Consider the following 17,793-nt stretch of genomic DNA (forward strand, 5'->3'; position numbering starts at 1 on the left):
TTTGTTTCAGCAAATAGGCTAATTATATTTGTATGATGCCCATATTGTCATACACACATAACAATATGGGCTCAGTAGCCAGCTTTATTATCCAAATGGTGATGCTTCAGGAGCATCCTGCTTTGATGGCGGTGCAGGTGCTACCGGTGGGTCAATAATCGGCTCTGGAGTTATAGCCTGAGGTTCTTCGGGAATAGCTTTCTGTCCTGCCGGATATTGGGTTAGCTGTTGCCCGGTATCACTGGTCATTTTCAGACTGCCTTTCAGTTCGGGTTTTCCACTTTGTTTATCAATCAAATCGCCATTGAGCTGTAGGGCGATAGTACCGTTGCCCTGTAGTGGAATTGCTTGCCATCCCCAACTTTGCAGAATATCAACCGGTACAGAGCGGCCATTAAGGGTCAGGTTCAGAGCTCTTTCAGGTTGTTGGCCCAGCGTGGCATTTGCCTCGATTAACCCTTCTTTAGTGAAAGCACTTATATCGCTGATAGTAATGGTTTCTGGCATAGCGTTAAGGGTAAAGGACGGGTGGCGCAGGTCAATTTTATTTAACGTAGCATCAGAGGCGTTAAAACTTAATGTGCCTCCCCACAATCCAACCTGACGGTTTTTCACCAGATACAGATTGTTGCCGTTGCTGTCGATAGAGGTGAACTGGAACGGAAAGTCAGGAGTAATATCAATCAGAATATTGCGGTTTGCCGCCAGCTTGGTGATATGCAATTCACGCAACCATTCAGGCTGAACCTGTTTTAACTGGGCCAACCAGTCTTTAGGTAAGGTATAAAGCAATGCGGTGAATGCTACGTCATCCAGCGTCAGAGTTTGGGTATCCCGCTGCCAGTTACCGGTTGCTCGTACTAAACCATCCTGCCAGCGGCTGCTGAACTGTTTGATTTTGATGCTGTTATTTTCCAGCTCAAGGCTTAGTACCGGACTAACCAGATGATTATCGTTATAAATCATATCAGAAGCATTCATCAGAGCACTGCCGGATGTTGCCTGCCAACGGCCTTTAATAAACTCCAGATCTTTCATCGACAGTGTGAAGTCACTAAATGCCCATTCAGGCCCCTGAATATTGGTATTAATCAGGTCTAAACGGTTCAGGCTAATATCGGTATTGCTGATGCGTTGATTAAGCTGATCCAGTAATTGATCTAACTCGAGAGGGCTCTGATATTTCACTTCACTAAGGCGCAGGCTTTCTATCTGCCATTTGCCATCGGCGGTACGTTTACCGTTTCCGGTGAGTTGTCCATTGGCTAAATCAGCACCAACATTGTTAAACAGAATCTGATGATCTTTTACTTCGCCCTGAACCAGAACTTTATGGGTATCAATTCCGTTAACTACCAACTTATCGGCGCTAAATTCAAAACGATTGTCTTTCTCTGGTAGAAAATTATTGGTTAATGTCCATGGAATAATGCCGCCGTTGACCTTTTCCCCTTGCAGGCTGAGCTCCGGACTGTCGACATTTAATGTCATATTTCTTAGCTGGAAGCGGTCGCTACCGGGTGCCAGCTCTATCGTATTTTTGGACGACAAGTTAAGGGTGCCGTCTTCCAGCTCCAGCGCTGAAAAGTACATTGGTGTTTGCCAAAATGATGAAGTCAGTTCCAGCGTTACTTTTTTTGCTTTTAGTAGTGGCGACTGTTTTTGTTGGCTGAATTCAACATCATTAAGCACTAACTGATAGGGAGAGGTAATACTGTAATCCAGATGGTCCAGCGAGAGTTGGTAAGGAGTATTGTCGGTTACCCACTGGCTAACCCATCTGGCGGCATAAGAGGTTTGGGCAATAAAATAAACAGCAATTGCCAGCACCAGAATCAGGGCCAGTAGGGTATACAGTGATTTCCGAATAAATCTCATGGTCTGAATCCGTATGACAAAATTAAGCAAGGTCTCTTTATGCCGTATTTACTCTACAATCTCAATGAAAATAGTAAGAAATATACGTTAAGACATATTATGAATCATGCGACTCAATAAGCAAAAAGCCCACCGTAAAGGTGGGCTTCATGCAACACATATCATCGGTTATTTCTCGTGAGGAAATACCAGATTCAGCACAATTGCAGTAATACCACCGGCAGCGATACCGGAAGATAACAACGTTTTTAACCACTCAGGGGCAAATTGCAGAATCTGTGGTTGCTGAGAAACACCAAGGCCAACGGCCAGCGAGAGCGCCATAATCATAATTGCCCGGCGGTTCAGGGTTTCGCGGGAAACAATACGTACCCCGGAAGCAGCAATGGTACCAAACATCACAATGGTGGCTCCGCCTAATACGGGCTCCGGAATGCTTAATACAAAGCTACTGACAATCGGGAAAAGGCCTAACAGCACCAGCATCAGGGAAACCACATAACCCACATAGCGGCTGGCAACACCGGTTAATTGAATAACACCGTTGTTCTGACCAAAGCAGGAGTTAGGGAAGGTATTAAACACCGCAGACAGCATGGAGTTCAGACCATTCGCCAGCACGCCGCCTTTCAGACGCTTCATATATACAGGACCTGCCACCGGCTGCTCTGAAACATCAGAGGTTGCGGTAATATCACCAATGGTTTCCAGTGAGGTGATCATAAACACCAACATTAAAGGAATAAGCAGCGTCCAGTCAATACCAAGGCCATAGTAAAGCGGAGTTGGCACCATAATCAATTCGCTCTCTACACTGGCACGCTCTGGCAGCATACCCATAGCCCAGGCCAACAGATATCCAATCGCCATAGCAATGACCAGTGAAGAAACACGCAGATAAGGATTACGTTGGCGGTTAAGTAAAATAATCGTCGCTAGTACCACGCCAGCCAGCAGCAGGTTGCTTGGGGAACCAAAGGTATTATTGGTTTCTGACATGGCGCTGTAGCCACCGCCAATAGAGATTAAACCAACCTGAATCAGCGACAGACCAATAATCATCACCACAATACCGGAAACCAGCGGCGTAATAACTCGTTGAGCTAAATGCAGCACGCGCGACAGGAAAATCTCGGTACAGGAGGCCAGCATCAGAGTGCCAAACAGGGTTGCCATCATGGTCGGCACATCGGCACCGCCATTTTTCAACGCGGTTCCACCCATAATCAGTGGCGCAACAAAGTTAAAGCTGGTGCCCTGAATAGATAATAAGCCAGAACCTACCGGTCCCCAGGTGCGAATTTGTAATAACGACGCCAAACCGGAGGCAAATAGCGACATACTGATAATGTGCTGAGTATCCTGTGCCGGCAGTCCAAGCGCCTGACAAATCAACATCGCTGGAGTGATAACGGCAACGAACATCGCCAGCAAGTGTTGAAGCGCGGCAAACAGCGTTTGCGGTAGCGGTGGGCGATCTTCAAGATGATAAATCAGTTCACTATTGGAAGCAGGGGCTGGCGTACTGATTTTTTCGACATTACTGACAGCATCGTGTGCGGGATGTAGGCTGGTCATGATAAAAGTGAAGAACCTCTGAAGCTGCAAAGAGCGCATTTTAATGATTTTAAAATTTATCGCAACCGTTTGCGTTATCGTTTGCTAATGATTATTTATCCAAACTGTAATCTTGATTACCTACAATACATTGAAAGACAGGTATAGTGCAGCCTGTAAAGCGCCTCCATCGGTATTGAAACAAAGCGAGTTCCCCAATGAAAAAAATAATGATGATTGGTTTTGGCGCCATGGCTCATGAAGTTATGGCTCGTTTACCTCAGGGAGTTAGTGTGGGTTGGATTGTGGCTCGCCCCCATCACCATCAGGCCATTTCACAGCTGTGTGATGGTCAATTAATACCGTTAACTCATCCCGATGAGTGTCAGGGGCAACCGGATCTGGTGCTGGAGTGTGCCAGCCAGAAAGCGGTCAATGAATATGGCGAATCAGTATTGAATCGAGGTTGGAAGCTGGCGCTGATTTCTACTGGTGCACTGGCGGATGCCGGGTTATTTTACCGAGTACGTCAGGCTGCTCTTCAGGGTAAAGGTGAGTTAATTATCTTATCCGGCGCTGTAGCCGGTATGGATGGCCTGTCTGCTGCACGTGAAGGTGGATTAGATAACGTAACCTATATTTCTCGTAAAAGTCCCGCCAGTTGGCGTGGAAGCCCGGCAGAACAGCGGGTTGATTTGGATAACGTCTCTCAGGCAACGATATTTTTTGAAGGGAGTGCCCGCGAAGCGGCCAGTTCTTTTCCGGCGAACGCCAATGTTGCAGCGACTATTGCGCTGATGGGTATCGGTATGGATAAAACCCGGGTGAAAATGATTGTCGACCCTCATACTCAAAAGAATACTCATAAAATTCATGTTGCAGGACGCTTTGGTGAATTTGATATTGAACTGAATGGTCAGCCTTTGGCGACAAATCCAAAAACTTCCACGCTGGCGGCGTTAAGTGCGGTACAGATTTGCCGACGCTTGGTTAGCGATGGTTTGGCGGATGAATAATCAGGCGTGAGTGTATCTTGAGCTTTCCGGCAGCCAGCGTTCAATAAGTGCCTGAGCATGCTGCGGGTGTTTTTGATGGATATAGCGGGCGGTGCGTTGTACTTCCGGGATCATGCTTTGATCCCGCATCAGGTCAGCCACTTTAAACTCAGTAATACCGGTCTGGCGGGTGCCTAATAACTCACCTGGCCCGCGGATCTCTAAATCTTTCTGGGCAATAACAAATCCATCATTGCTGTCGCGCAGTACCTGAAGGCGCTTCTGAGCCGTTTTACTCAGGGGAGCTTTATACAACAATACGCAGTGAGAGGCGACGGCACTGCGACCAACACGGCCACGTAGCTGGTGGAGTTGGGCTAAACCTAAACGCTCCGGGTTTTCAATGATCATCAGGCTGGCGTTTGGTACGTCAACCCCAACTTCAATGACGGTAGTGGCTACCAGTAGTTGAACCTCACCTCGCTTGAAGGCGTCCATCATATCCTGCTTTTCTTGCGCTTTCATACGGCCATGAACTAAACCAATATTCAGTTCCGGCAGCGCTATTTTGAGTTCTTCGGTTGTCGCCTCGGCAGCCTGAGCCTCCAGCACTTCTGATTCTTCAATCAGGGTACAAACCCAGTAAGCCTGACGACCTTCCTGCTTACAGGCATCTCTCACCCGGCTGATAATATCTTCCCGTCGTGAATCAGGGATAGCAACGGTAGTGACCGGAGTACGACCCGGCGGTAGTTCATCAATCACCGAGGTATCCATATCCGCATAGGCCGTCATCGCCAGCGTGCGGGGAATAGGCGTTGCTGTCATTACCAACTGATGAGGGTGAAAACCCTGTTCTTCGCCTTTCTCCCACAGAGCCAATCGCTGATGCACACCAAATCGGTGTTGTTCATCAATAATGACCAGCGCCAGACCGGAGAATTTTACCTGTTCCTGAAAAATCGCGTGAGTACCGACAATCATGGAGACTTCACCGGCAGCAATAGCCTCCATTTGTTGCTGTCGTGCCTTACCTTTTTGCTTACCGGCTAACCAACCTACATTAATACCCAACGGTTCAAACCACTGGCGAAAATTACTGGCATGTTGTTCTGCCAGCAATTCGGTTGGTGCCATCAGAGCAACCTGCTTACCGTTTTCAATGGCAATTAGCGCTGCCAGTGCGGCAATCAGCGTTTTACCGGAACCAACATCCCCCTGTACCAGACGCATCATCGGTACCGGTTTTGCCATATCCTGCTCAATATCAGTCACTACCCGACTTTGTGCGCCGGTAGGCTTAAACGGCAGGGAAGCCAGCATGTTTGATTTTAGCGTACCATTGTCGGTGAGCGGCCAGGCGTTATAGCTTTGTGCTCCGGCACGTGCGGCCAGCATACTCAGATTATGAGCTAGTAGCTCTTCCATAATCAGACGGCGCTGAGCAGGGTGTCTTCCTTGTTCCAGATCGGTAAGCTGAGTGTCCGGCGGTGGGCGATGCAATATGCTTAACGCCTCCGGCAGGCTCATCAATTTACCGCTTAATTCTGAAGGCAATAACTCACTGATAGCACAGGTCTCCAGCAATTTTAATGCCTGATCTGTCAGCTTACGCAGCGTTGCCTGACGTACGCCTTCGGTAGTGGAGTAGACCGGTGTTAGCGTCTCTTCCAGTTGAATAGCACCATAATCACCCTGAATACTGTATTCCGGATGGATTATCTCTGCGTTATGACTACCACGTTTCACCTCGCCATAGGCTTTCACCCGTTTGCCTGCGGACAGGCTATTTTTCATGGCAGCGTTGAAGTTAAAGAAACGCAGGGTCAGCACTCCCGTACCATCGGTAATCTGGCAGGTTAGCATTCGACGGCGGCCAAAGGCGATATCACTGCGGATGACTTCCCCTTCCACGGTTACGTGTAAGCCGGGTAGCAAGTCGCCGATAGGGTAGAGTTTGGTACGATCTTCATAGCGAAGTGGAAGGTGGAATAGCAGGTCCTGAATGGTAAACAGACCGATTTTGGCCAGTTTAGCGGCTTGACTGGCGCCAACCCCCGAAAGGGTATTCAGCGGGATGGCATCCAACAGGCGGCCTTTCATATCAGGCCTCTTGAGCTTTAGGTTTCAGCGCTTGCATCGCAGTCCACCAGGCTTCATCGGCAACGATTTCACCGTTGTCATCAATATGAGGGCGTGGCAGGTTTTTGCGTTTGGCAACGTTAGCCAGCACCGGATAACCGCCTTCAAACAGAAAACGCTGTTGTTCCTGATAGCTTAGAGGGCTACCTTCCCGCTGATACATACCGGCAGCCTGACGCTGACGTTGTGCTTCATATAATATCAGGGCGGAGGCCACAGAAACGTTTAGCGACTGAACCATGCCGATCATTGGAATAATAATATCGCTATCGGCCAGTGCCAGCGCTTCAGCAGTAATGCCGGTTTTTTCCTGCCCCAACAGAATACAGGTTGGCAGGGTATAGTCGATCTCGCGAAAGTCTACCGCCTTCTCTGACAGATTAGTGGCCAGAATTTGCATGCCTTGTTGCTTCAGATGGCTAACGGCAGAATGAATATCGCGATGGGTTTTGACCTGCACCCAGCTGTTGCTGCCGGCGGCGCTGGCGACCTGAGTTCTCATTCTCTCATGAGGCCAGACGGCGTGAACTTCATGCACACCAACGGCATCCGCAGTGCGGATGATGGCGGAAACATTATGAGGTTTATGTACCTGCTCCAGACAGACGGTTAAATCAATCTGTCTGGTAGCAAGCATATGGCGGATCCGGGCGTAACGTTCGGGCGACATAGCAATTAATTTCGGTTGCGGGTGACTTTAATCACATCCGGCATAATGCGAATTTTGCGCATAATATTAGCCAGATGAACGCGGTTGTGCGTGGTTAAGCGAATGTAGGCGATATAAACCCGGCCATCTTTTTCTTCCGTATTCAGGCTTTGAATATTGGATTTTGCCGAGTTAATTTCAGCGGTCAGATTGGCCAGTACGCCCTGATGGTTAAACATCTCGACTTTGATCTCAGCAATAAATTCTTGCTCAGTATCTTCTGCCCACTCAACGGCCATGAATTTTTCTGGTTCTTTCTGGTAACCGCGAATATTGCGGCAGGATTCGTGGTGAATAACCAGACCTTTCCCCGGACTGACGTGGGCAATTATTGGGTCACCAGGAATCGGGCGACAACACTTGGCGAAGGTCAACAGAATACCGTCCGCGCCGCGAATCGCCAGTTTACGGCCATTAACCGCTGGTTCATCATCGTTATTGGAGCCGTCATTAAGCAGGTTTTTAGCAATCATCACGCTCATGACGTTGCCCAAGCCCACTTCCGCCAGCAAATCATCAAGGGTTGCCAGTTTCAGGCGTTTCAGTTCCCGGCTCAGGTTCTTTGGATCGATATCGGTGACTTTACGTCCCTGACCCAGCGCATGGTTCAACAGACGACGGCCCAGTCCGATAGAATCATCGCGCTTCAGGTTTTTCAGCATCTGACGAATTTTAGTACGAGCTTTGGAACTGACCACAAAGTTCAGCCAGGCAGCGTTTGGACGGGCGCCCGGCGCAGTAATAATCTCAACGGTTTGACCGTTATGCAGCTCTTGCGAGAGCGGATAAGGCTGGCGATCAACTCGCGCCCCAACGCAGGCATGGCCGATATCGGTGTGTACCGCATAGGCAAAATCGACCGGCGTTGCCCCAGCCTGAAGTTCTACAATGCGGCCTTTTGGCGTAAACACGTAGATTTCATCCGGGAACAGGTCGGATTTCACACTTTCAATAAATTCAAACGAGCTTCCGGCGCTTTGCTGTAGCTCAAGCAGGCTTTGCATCCAGCGCTGAGCGCGGATTTGTGCTGCGGTTCCGGACTCACCCTGCTCTTTATAAGCCCAGTGAGCCGCGACCCCCATTTCTGCCATTTGGTCCATGTCTTCAGTACGAATTTGTACTTCAACGGGTACTCCGTGTGGCCCAATCAGAGAGGTGTGCAGCGACTGATAGCCGTTAGCTTTTGGAATGGCAATATAGTCTTTTACTCTGCCGGGACGAGGTTTATACAGGCTGTGCGCCTGACCCAGTGCCCGATAGCAGGTATCGACTTCATTGACGATAATCCGGAACGCATAGATATCCATAATCGAGTGAAAACGCTGCTCTTTATGGTGCATTTTCCGATAGATGGAATAGAGATGTTTTTCCCGACCGCTAACGCGACAGGGAATACCAGCCTCTTTCAGACGACCATCGATTTCCGACAGGATCTTCTGAATCATCTCTTTACGGTTACCGCGGGCGGCTTTCACCACTTCTTTGAGTACGCGATAGCGGTTAGGATAGAGCGCTTCAAAACCAAGCTCTTCCAGCTCGATTTTTAAATGATGGATACCGAGACGGTGGGCCAGAGGGCTGTATATCTCAAGCGTTTCGCGGGCAATACGTCGACGTTTGTCGGGACGTAACGAACCGAGAGTACGCATATTGTGCGTACGGTCGGCCAGCTTGATCAAAATGACGCGGATGTCTTGCACCATCGCCATGATCATTTTGCGAAAGTTTTCTGCCTGAGCTTCTTTCTTGTCGCGAAACTTAAGCTTATCCAGTTTGGATACGCCATCCACCAGTTCGGCAACGCTTTTTCCAAAGCGTTGTTCCACATCCTGATAGGTAACGGATGTGTCTTCAATAACATCGTGTAGCAGCGCGGCTATCAGCGTTTCGTAATCCAGCCGCATGCCTGCCAGAATGCAGGCCACAGCAACGGGATGAGTGATGTAAGGTTCACCACTGGAACGTGATTGCCCTTCATGGGCATCGCGAGCAACAACGTACGCCTGTTTGAGGCACTCAATTTGCTCATCCGGCAAGTATTGTTTAGCCAGTATATTAAGGCTTTCAAACAGGTACAAAATAGGCAGCCTTGATTAACGACGACCTTCAGCAATCGCGGTGACAGCGTGCATTTCTGCGGCATCCTGCTCTTGCTGTTCTTGACGAGCGTGAGAATCCAGAATCTGAGAGTTGATCAGACCTTCTTCAATTTCACGCAGTGCGATAACGGTATATTTGTCGTTCTCTTCAGGAACCAGAGGATCTTTACCCTGAGTCTGGATTTGACGAGCCCGACGTGCTGCGACCAGAACCAGGTCAAAGCGGTTACCAATTTTTTCAACAGCGTCTTGTACGGTTACGCGTGCCATAAGTGTGTAGCTCCACAGATAAAGAAAAGACTGGGCATAATACTGAAACCTGCTTCAGTCTGCCAATAATTTGCTGATTAATGCTTCATTTCGCATTTTTTGGCGGTCTAAACGCAAACGTTCAGTACGAATGATTGCTTTCAGGTCGTGTAATGCCAAATCAAAGTCATCATTAATGATCAGATAATCATATTCATCATAGTGAGAAATTTCCTGTACTGCTTTATTCATACGTTTAGCAATAATTTCATCACTATCTTGTCCACGCCCCTGAAGGCGACGAACTAATTCATCTTTCGATGGGGGTAAAATAAAAATGCTGCGGCTTTGCGGCATTTTTTCCCGAATCTGACGGGCTCCCTGCCAGTCAATATCGAGAAAAACGTCAATTCCCTGAGAGAGAACCCGTTCAATCATTGGCCGGGATGTGCCGTAATAGTTACCAAAAACTTCGGCGTACTCTAAAAAAGCATCTTCTGCGATTAAACGCTGAAATTCTTCGACAGAGACATAATAGTAGTGCTCACCTTCTGCTTCACCAGGGCGTTTCTCTCTGGTGGTATGAGAGATAGACACTTGCATATCGTAAGTCGGTTGCGTTTTTAACAGTGCCTGAATAAGGCTGGATTTTCCCGCACCGCTGGGTGCCGAAATAATATAAAGAGTACCTTTAACCATTATGATGTCTGTTTACTGTCGTTGAATTATCAGAAAAGAAGTGTGCAAAATCCCTGCATAGTATACACCGCTGCCGTCTGGCTTACATCCTTGTCACACCATAACGTATCAATTTTATTTATTGCTGGGCTAATTAAAGGTATTTCGAGCCTTCTCACAAAATAATAATCCGTTGCAGAAAGAATAAATTCTTTTTTCGTAGCGGCTTCCAGAGTGTACGTTTGGCGCTGTTTTTGATTTTCGTTTCCCATTGAAATAGGCCCTCTTACATAGAGGGAGAACGGAATGCTTTTTCTTATCAAACTGTTAGTTGGCTGGCTGCTGCTCTATTTGAGTGGAGGTGTAGCCTGGGGGCAACCTTTAACCGAATGCCCAAAATGGAATAAAGCTCAGACAATACGAGAGATCAGGGCATTAGATGCCGAATTACAACGATGGAATGAGGCGTATTACTTTCAGGGCATTTCATTGATTGATGACGATATTTATGACCATTTGCTGGCTCAGCGGCGGCTGTGGGCCAGCTGTTTCCCTAATGTCATTGCAGAACCAAGTGTATTTGGCGAAGAGGAACGAAATTTGCCGATGCTTCACCCGATTGTACAAACCGGGTTGATAAAACTGGCTAACAGGCAAGCCGTTGCGGACTGGATGAAACCTCGCTCGAACCTTTGGATACAGCCAAAGATTGATGGTGTGGCGATTACGCTGGTGTATCAAAACGGCCATCTGGTTTCCGCCATCAGTAGAGGGGATGGTATTAAAGGCGAAGACTGGACTGCCCATGCCCTGAAGATTAACGGTATTCCCCGACAAATTAGTACTGACTTACCACGAGTAGTGGTGCAGGGGGAACTGTTCTGGTATCTGGCAGATCATATTCAACATCGCGATGGTGGGCAAAATGCCAGAGCCAAAGTTGCCGGAGCCATGATGGCAAAAGAGTTGTCACCACAGGCAGCGGCGAATATTGCTTTCTGGGCCTGGGATTGGCCTGATGGTCCGGAAGACATGGTATTTCGTCTGCAACAGTTAAAACTAATGGGGTTTGAGTATGGATCGGACGATACCCATCAGGTGGCAAATGTCGATGAAGTGGAAAGCTGGTATCAGTATTGGTTTGATAATCCATTGCCGTTTGCCCGTGATGGTGTAGTTATTCGTCAGGGTCTTCGCCCATCGGGTAGTTATTGGAGTGCACAACCGCCACTTTGGGCGGCTGCATGGAAGTATCCGACAGAAAAGGTCATTGCCGAGGTGCAGGCCATCAATTTCAACATTGGACGTACTGGTCGAATTTCAGCGGTAGCACAGTTAAAACCAGTCAAAATTGATGATAAAACAGTACGCCGCATCTCTTTAGGGTCGATAGCGCGCTGGAAAGCATGGGATATTGTTCCCGGCGATAGGGTAGCGGTAACCCTGGCGGGACAGGGGATTCCAAAAATGACAGAGGTGGTCTGGCGTACCGCAGAGAGAACTCTGCCGGAAATTCCGGATCAAGCACAGCATCATTCTTTAAGCTGTTGGAATACCGAGGCAGAGTGTGAGCAACAGTTTATAGCCCGACTGGTATGGCTTAGCGGCAAGAAAGGTTTGGATCTGAAAGGCATCAGCCAGAAAACATGGCAGCGGTTACTGGTTGCTGAAAAGGTAACTGATTTAGCATCCTGGCTCTGGTTATCTGAAGCTGACCTGTTATCCATATCCGGTTTTGGTAAGGTCAGTTCTCAACGAGTGCTACAGCAAATTACTGTTGCCCGCCAGCGTGATGCTGCTCAATGGCTAACCGGATTGGGGATGACGCTTATTTCTCCGGAAATCATGCGAAAAGCTGGCTGGGATAACTTGCTTAGCTGGACAGAAGCTGACTGGGATAACTTGCTTAGCTGGACAGAAGCTGACTGGCAGCAGCACGGTGGATTAGGCGAAAAAGGTGCCAAACAGGCAGTCGCATTTGTTCACTACCCGCCGCTGTTAGCTTTGGTTGAACAGCTTAAAGCAGCAGGTGTTCAGGGTTTTTAACCTGAGATATGGCTAATCAGGATTACTCACTTCCTGATACATATAGCAGGCATTCTCACCATAAGCGGCAAGCTTTTCGTTAAGTTGCGGAGTCTGGTCAACGGGCAGATAGCCCTGACTGCGCCAGTAGCTGTTTGCCTGAGCCAGTGACACCAGACTGGTGTGCTGAAAGCCTTGCTCTTGTGCATTCTCTTTTGCGGAGGTAAACAGCGTCTTACCAACACCTAATCCTTGAGCAACAGGAGAGATAGCGCAATCGTGTACAAACCAACTGTCTGCTTCCACAGGCAGGTTATTCAGCATGCCATCGAGAGCTGGGGGGAAAGTACGAATCCATGGATAAGAGATCAGATAACCTAATAAACGATCTGGTGTAGCAGCAACCCAGCAGGTCTCTGCGGACAATTCCAGACGGTTTTCAAAGAACTCAGGGCTTTCCAGAATATCAGAGGGATAAACCGATGCCTGAATATCAAGAATCGCGTCCAAATCAGACGGATTCATGCTGCGAATATGGTAAAACACGAAAAAGCCTTTATAAATTAATCTGATGAATAAACACAGAAGCCAGTATACCTGATTATGGCGGTAGTTTGGACAGGGAGTTTCTCTTTAGATCGTCATAAAGAATATTTTGCAGCTAAATATGGTTTTTTCCCGACGGTATCAGGGTAGGTTTTAGCACCTTGCTTTTGAGGTTGAAGTTACTGTAGATGCCAATATATTCGCTTTTTTATCAATCTGAATCAAAACCTGATAATTCAGTTTCGTATCCTAAAATAGCCAATCGTCGGGAGAGACGGGTGTTGGGGTCGACTTGGCGTAAGCCAACGAAGTGCCCCTAACCCGGCTAGGCCCGACGCACGCTATAGTTAAGTACGGATGGTTTACCGACCGTACTCGGCGTTGGTTTAAGCACATTACTGTTACGGTCGGAATATTCACAAGTGCTGATTTGTCTGGTTTTATGAAGTACCTTCCAAATCATCACCCTCTATACCATCACCCCAAAACCCCATTACTCTTCAGCAATAGCTTTCTTTCCCGGAAATCTTTTCCGTACCAGAACAAAGAACACCGGCACAAAGAATATTGCCAGGAATGTGGCGGTTACCATACCGCCCAGTACACCAGTACCAACGGCGTGCTGGCTGCCGGAACCGGCACCGTTGCTGATAGCCATTGGCAGAACACCGAACATAAAGGCCAGCGACGTCATAAGAATAGGGCGTAACCGATAGCGACAGGCTTCAAGGGTTGCTGAGATGAGATCTTTACCATTACGATTCAGATCGTTGGCAAATTCTACTATCAGGATGGCATTTTTCGCCGATAGCCCAATGATGGTGAGAATCCCCACCTGGAAGTAAACATCGTTCTCCAGTCCTCGCAACCAGGTGGCACAAATAGCACCGAGCACCCCGAGTGGGACCACCAGCATAACAGAGAACGGAATTGACCAGCTTTCATATAAAGCGGCTAGACAAAGGAATACCACTAACAGAGAAATGGCATACAGTGCCGGAGCCTGAGAGCCGGATAAGCGTTCCTGATAGGACATGCCGGTCCACTCCAGGCCAAAACCTTCAGGTAGTTGAGCTACCAGTTTTTCCATGGTGTCCATTGCTGTACCAGTACTGATACCCGGCGATGCTTCACCAACAATTTCTACTGCGGAACTACCGTTATAGCGTTCTAATCGCGGTGATCCATATGTCCAGGTAGAAGATGCAAACGCTGAGAAAGGAACCATGGCACCATTACTATTATTCACATACCAATGGTTGATATCTCCCGGTTGCATACGGTAGGGAGCATCACTCTGAACGTAGACTTTTTTCACCCGACCACGGTCGATAAAATCGTTAACGTAGGTAGAACCCCAGGCGGTTCTCAGGGTGCTGTTGATATCATCAATTTTAACCCCCAGAGCCTGAGCTTTTCGCTGATCGATATTAACCTGTAGCTGCGGACTGTCATCCAGACCATTATGGCGAACCCGAGTCAGACTGGGTTCTTTCGCCGCTAATTGCAGCAGAGTGTCACGAGCCTTCATCAGAGCATCATGGCCCAGACCGGCATGGTCTTCCAGCTCCATATCAAAGCCGGATGAGCTACCCAATCCGGAGATGGCCGGGGGGCTACTGGCGAAAACACGCGCTTCGGTAATTTGGCTAAATGCTTTAGTTGCACGCTCAATAATGGCAAAAGAGCTGTCTTCTGACGCAGTACGTTCTTTCCAGTCCTGCAGGCGAACAAACATTCGTGCCACGTTTTGCCCGTTACCTCCCGGGCCTGCACCAACGATGGAAAACACCGAACGAACGTTTTTCTTCTCGTCTTCCATCAAATATTTTTCAACTTTTTCTACTACTTTCAGCGTTTGTTGCTGGGTAGAACCCACCGGTAGCTGAATTTGGGTCATAAATACGCCACGATCTTCCAACGGCAGGAAGGAGGTGGGGAGTTTCATAAACAGCCAGGCCATGCCAACAATAAGCAGGATATAAATCAGAATAGTACGGCTGCTGCGGCGAATAACTTTGGTAACTCCGCGCTCATATTTACTGGCGCTACGCTCAAAGGAGCGGTTAAACCAGCCGAAGAAACCGCGTTTAGCGTGGAGGTGGCCCTGAGGAATTGGTTTTAGCATGGTGGCGCAAAGCGCCGGTGTCAGAATCAGTGCTACCAGTACCGACAACACCATAGCGGAAACGATAGTGATAGAGAACTGCCGATAAATCGCCCCGGTGGTACCGCCCATAAAGGCCATCGGGACAAAAACAGCGGACAAAACCAGTGCGATACCAACTAACGCGCTCTGAATCTGACCCATTGATTTTCGGGTCGCTTCTCTGGGTGATAGTCCTTCAATCGCCATTACCCGCTCTACGTTTTCCACTACTACAATGGCATCGTCTACCAATAATCCAATGGCCAGCACCATGGCAAACATGGTTAGGGTATTTACGCTAAAGCCAAAAGCATACAGGATGGCAAAAGTACCCAGCAACACCACCGGCACGGCAATAGTCGGAATCAGTGTGGCACGGAAGTTTTGCAAAAACAGATACATCACCAGAAACACCAGGAAAATAGCTTCCAGCAGCGTTTTTACTACGTCTTTTATTGATGCCTGAACAAAGGGGGTGGTTTCATAAGCATATTCGGCTTTTAGCCCGTGAGGGAAATAAGGGGAGAGTTCCTCTATTTTCTGTTTTACCAGCTTATCGGTTTCTAATTCGTTGGCACCGGAAGCCAGTTTTATCCCCATACCAAAAGCAGGCATACCGTTATAACGGCTTAGGTAATCGTATCTTTCTGCTCCCAACTCTACGGTAGCAACGTCAGCCAGAGTGACAACGGAGCCATCCTGATTAACCCTTAACGTAATGGCACGGAATTGTTCCGGCGTTTCTAACTGTGCCTGAGCATTCATGGTGGCATTCAATGTCTGTCCGGGCACCGATGGCGTACCACCAACCTGACCTACGGCGATTTGTTGGTTCTGGGACGAAATAGCGTCAACCACGTTTTTGGTGGTCAGGCTGTAGTTAACCAGTTTGTTGGGATCAAGCCAGATACGCATAGCGTACTGCGAGCCATAAGCATCTACGCTGCCGACGCCGTTAATCCGGCTCAGTGGGTCTTGCAGATTACTGGCAACATAGTCGGAGATATCCTGCCGATCCATGCTGTGATCGGTAGAAACGAACGCAACGGTCATCAGGCTACTGTCGCCTGATTTTGATACGGTCACCCCCTGTTGTTGTACGTCCTGGGGGAGTTTTCGGGTAGCACTTTCTAACTTGTTCTGCACCTGCTGCATGGCTTCATTAGGGTCGGTCCCGGCCATAAAGGTCAGGGTTACAGAGGCGCTACCGGTACTGCTGCTTTGGGATGACATATACAGCAAATTGTCCAGCCCGGTCATGCTCTGTTCGATAATTTGCGTGACCGAGTTTTCCAGCGTTTGAGCAGAAGCACCGGGATAGCTGGCAGAGATTCTTACTGTAGGAGGTGCCAGATTAGGGTACTGCTCTACCGGTAGAGAATTGAGAGCAAGCAGTCCTGACAGGCTGAGAATAATCGCAATAACCCAGGCAAAAATTGGGCGATCGATAAAAAAGTTAGCCATAAACAGCGCCTCTCATACGTCTACTCTCTGTTTTTATTAGTTTGATGAGCCGTGGAGAAAAGAACGGCAATATTAATGCATTTTAACCTGTTAATGAGAGGGAAAGGTGGAGAAAAGATGAAGATACTGTAAAGAAGTGTTGGGTAACGGGCTTATGATGCGTGGAATTTACTAAATATAATTAAGAAAAAGTGAGATGAAGACAGGATAACGAATCAACCGGTGGAAAAAATATCTGCCAGAAAATGACCATCATCTCTGGCAGATAGAATAACAAAAACAGGGCTATTTAATAACCTGAGGATTAACACAGTTAACCGTGACTTTGCCGGTTAGCGCAGTAATCAGATTATCTACCGCGCAGGCGGCCATATTGTAGCGGGTCTCATGGGTCGCCGATCCGATATGGGGCAGGGCAACAACATTAGGCAAGCGAAACAGTTCAGAATCAGCAGAAAGTGGCTCTTTTTCAAATACGTCTAATCCTGCACCATAAATACGTTTTTGTTTTAGCGCATTAATCAGAGCGGCTTCATCGACCACCGGACCGCGACCGGTGTTGATCAAAATAGCGCTGGGTTTCATTTTGGCCAGTTGCTCATCGCTAATTAAGTGGTGAGTTTGCTCGGTAAGGGGCAGGCTAACGCAGACAAAGTCAGACTCTGCCAGTAGCGTATCTAAATCGCAGAAACGTGCATTAAAACGGCTATTGGCTTCCGGACTTGGCTGGCGATCGTTATACAACACAGGCATATTAAATCCGCCATGGGCGCGCTGGGCTAATGCCAGACCAATGCGGCCCATTCCCAGAATACCAATGGTTTTATGATGTACATCCAGCCCAAACAGGTCGCTGCCAACGCTACCTTTCCATTGACCAGACCTGGCCCATTCGGCAACTTCTGGCACCCGACGAGCAGTGGAAAGTATTAACGCCATGACTGTATCGGCAACGGTCTCAGTCAGTACTGTTGGGGTATGCATCATAATGATTCCCCGTTCGGTCATGGTCTGAACATCAAAATTATCGTATCCCACCGAGATGGTTGAGACCGCTTTTAGCTCAGGAGCACAATCCAGCACGCTTTTGTTAATTTGACCACCGGAGCCAATTAACCCTTGTGCTTGTCCCAGAGCTTGCAGAAAGTCCTGACGGTTCTCATTGGTCAGTCGATTGAATTGTAAAACAGTAAAGTGCTGCTCCAGACGAGCCAGCAAATCGTCGGGTAAAATTTTATACAGTACGATAGAGGGCGTCATAATGTTTTCCATAAGCTGAAACTATCAGGGAAACGCCCGCGT

Annotated in this window: 14 protein-coding genes; 2 read left to right on the top strand and 12 right to left on the bottom strand. The window is 48.2% G+C overall.

The features are described from left to right. Window positions 1-87: 87 nt before the first annotated feature. The gene (locus GOL65_RS00575) at window positions 88-1,878 is read right to left on the bottom strand and encodes an AsmA family protein (RefSeq protein WP_140920489.1); all 1,791 of its coding nucleotides are present in this window, start codon (window positions 1,876-1,878) and stop codon (window positions 88-90) included. 168 nt (window positions 1,879-2,046) lie between these two features. Further along, entirely contained in the window at window positions 2,047-3,456 is a 1,410-nt protein-coding gene (locus GOL65_RS00580) for a uracil-xanthine permease family protein (RefSeq protein WP_140920490.1), read from the bottom strand. 197 nt (window positions 3,457-3,653) lie between these two features. Between GOL65_RS00580 and GOL65_RS00585 the strand changes: the two genes are divergently transcribed. Beyond that, on the top strand, window positions 3,654-4,451 hold the full coding sequence (locus tag GOL65_RS00585) for an aspartate dehydrogenase (RefSeq protein WP_179038108.1): 798 nt from the start codon (window positions 3,654-3,656) through the stop codon (window positions 4,449-4,451). Here GOL65_RS00585 and recG read toward each other — a convergent pair whose 3' ends face one another. The 6 genes from recG to GOL65_RS00615 are packed head-to-tail and all read right to left on the bottom strand — an operon-like array spanning window position 4,452 to window position 10,579. Further along, a complete protein-coding gene (gene recG / locus GOL65_RS00590) occupies window positions 4,452-6,533 on the bottom strand; it encodes an ATP-dependent DNA helicase RecG (RefSeq protein WP_140920492.1) in 2,082 nt (693 codons plus the stop codon). It abuts the gene before it with no gap. A 1-nt stretch (window position 6,534) separates the two neighbouring features. Next, window positions 6,535-7,242, bottom strand: a complete 708-nt coding sequence (trmH, locus tag GOL65_RS00595; protein WP_140920493.1) for a tRNA (guanosine(18)-2'-O)-methyltransferase TrmH — start codon at window positions 7,240-7,242, stop codon at window positions 6,535-6,537. A gap of 5 nt (window positions 7,243-7,247) precedes the next feature. Then, entirely contained in the window at window positions 7,248-9,359 is a 2,112-nt protein-coding gene (gene spoT / locus GOL65_RS00600) for a bifunctional GTP diphosphokinase/guanosine-3',5'-bis pyrophosphate 3'-pyrophosphohydrolase (protein WP_140920494.1), read from the bottom strand. A gap of 15 nt (window positions 9,360-9,374) precedes the next feature. After that, complete coding sequence (gene rpoZ, locus GOL65_RS00605) at window positions 9,375-9,650, bottom strand: DNA-directed RNA polymerase subunit omega (protein WP_130590016.1); 276 nt, start codon at window positions 9,648-9,650, stop codon at window positions 9,375-9,377. 54 nt (window positions 9,651-9,704) lie between these two features. After that, window positions 9,705-10,328, bottom strand: a complete 624-nt coding sequence (gmk, locus tag GOL65_RS00610) for a guanylate kinase (protein WP_140920495.1) — start codon at window positions 10,326-10,328, stop codon at window positions 9,705-9,707. 29 nt (window positions 10,329-10,357) lie between these two features. Next, a complete protein-coding gene (locus tag GOL65_RS00615) occupies window positions 10,358-10,579 on the bottom strand; it encodes a hypothetical protein (protein ID WP_140920496.1) in 222 nt (73 codons plus the stop codon). A 34-nt stretch (window positions 10,580-10,613) separates the two neighbouring features. On the opposite strand from GOL65_RS00615, the gene ligB reads away from it, so the two are divergent. After that, window positions 10,614-12,353, top strand: a complete 1,740-nt coding sequence (ligB, locus tag GOL65_RS00620; protein ID WP_140920497.1) for an NAD-dependent DNA ligase LigB — start codon at window positions 10,614-10,616, stop codon at window positions 12,351-12,353. A 12-nt stretch (window positions 12,354-12,365) separates the two neighbouring features. Here the strand turns inward: ligB and GOL65_RS00625 are convergent, their stop codons facing one another. The 4 genes from GOL65_RS00625 to ghrB form a co-directional block, all read right to left on the bottom strand. Further along, window positions 12,366-12,878, bottom strand: coding sequence for a GNAT family N-acetyltransferase (locus GOL65_RS00625; RefSeq protein WP_218651997.1), 513 nt, complete (start codon window positions 12,876-12,878; stop codon window positions 12,366-12,368). Window positions 12,879-13,203: 325 nt separating this feature from the next. Beyond that, window positions 13,204-13,344, bottom strand: coding sequence for a hypothetical protein (locus tag GOL65_RS00630; RefSeq protein ID WP_179038109.1), 141 nt, complete (start codon window positions 13,342-13,344; stop codon window positions 13,204-13,206). Window positions 13,345-13,371: 27 nt separating this feature from the next. Then, on the bottom strand, window positions 13,372-16,491 hold the full coding sequence (gene acrD, locus GOL65_RS00635) for a multidrug efflux RND transporter permease AcrD (RefSeq protein ID WP_140920498.1): 3,120 nt from the start codon (window positions 16,489-16,491) through the stop codon (window positions 13,372-13,374). 285 nt (window positions 16,492-16,776) lie between these two features. Further along, window positions 16,777-17,751, bottom strand: a complete 975-nt coding sequence (gene ghrB / locus GOL65_RS00640) for a glyoxylate/hydroxypyruvate reductase GhrB (protein ID WP_140920499.1) — start codon at window positions 17,749-17,751, stop codon at window positions 16,777-16,779. Between the last annotated feature and the right edge of the window lie 42 nt (window positions 17,752-17,793).

The organism is Limnobaculum xujianqingii (assembly GCF_013394855.1).
Taxonomy (GTDB): domain Bacteria; phylum Pseudomonadota; class Gammaproteobacteria; order Enterobacterales; family Enterobacteriaceae; genus Limnobaculum; species Limnobaculum xujianqingii.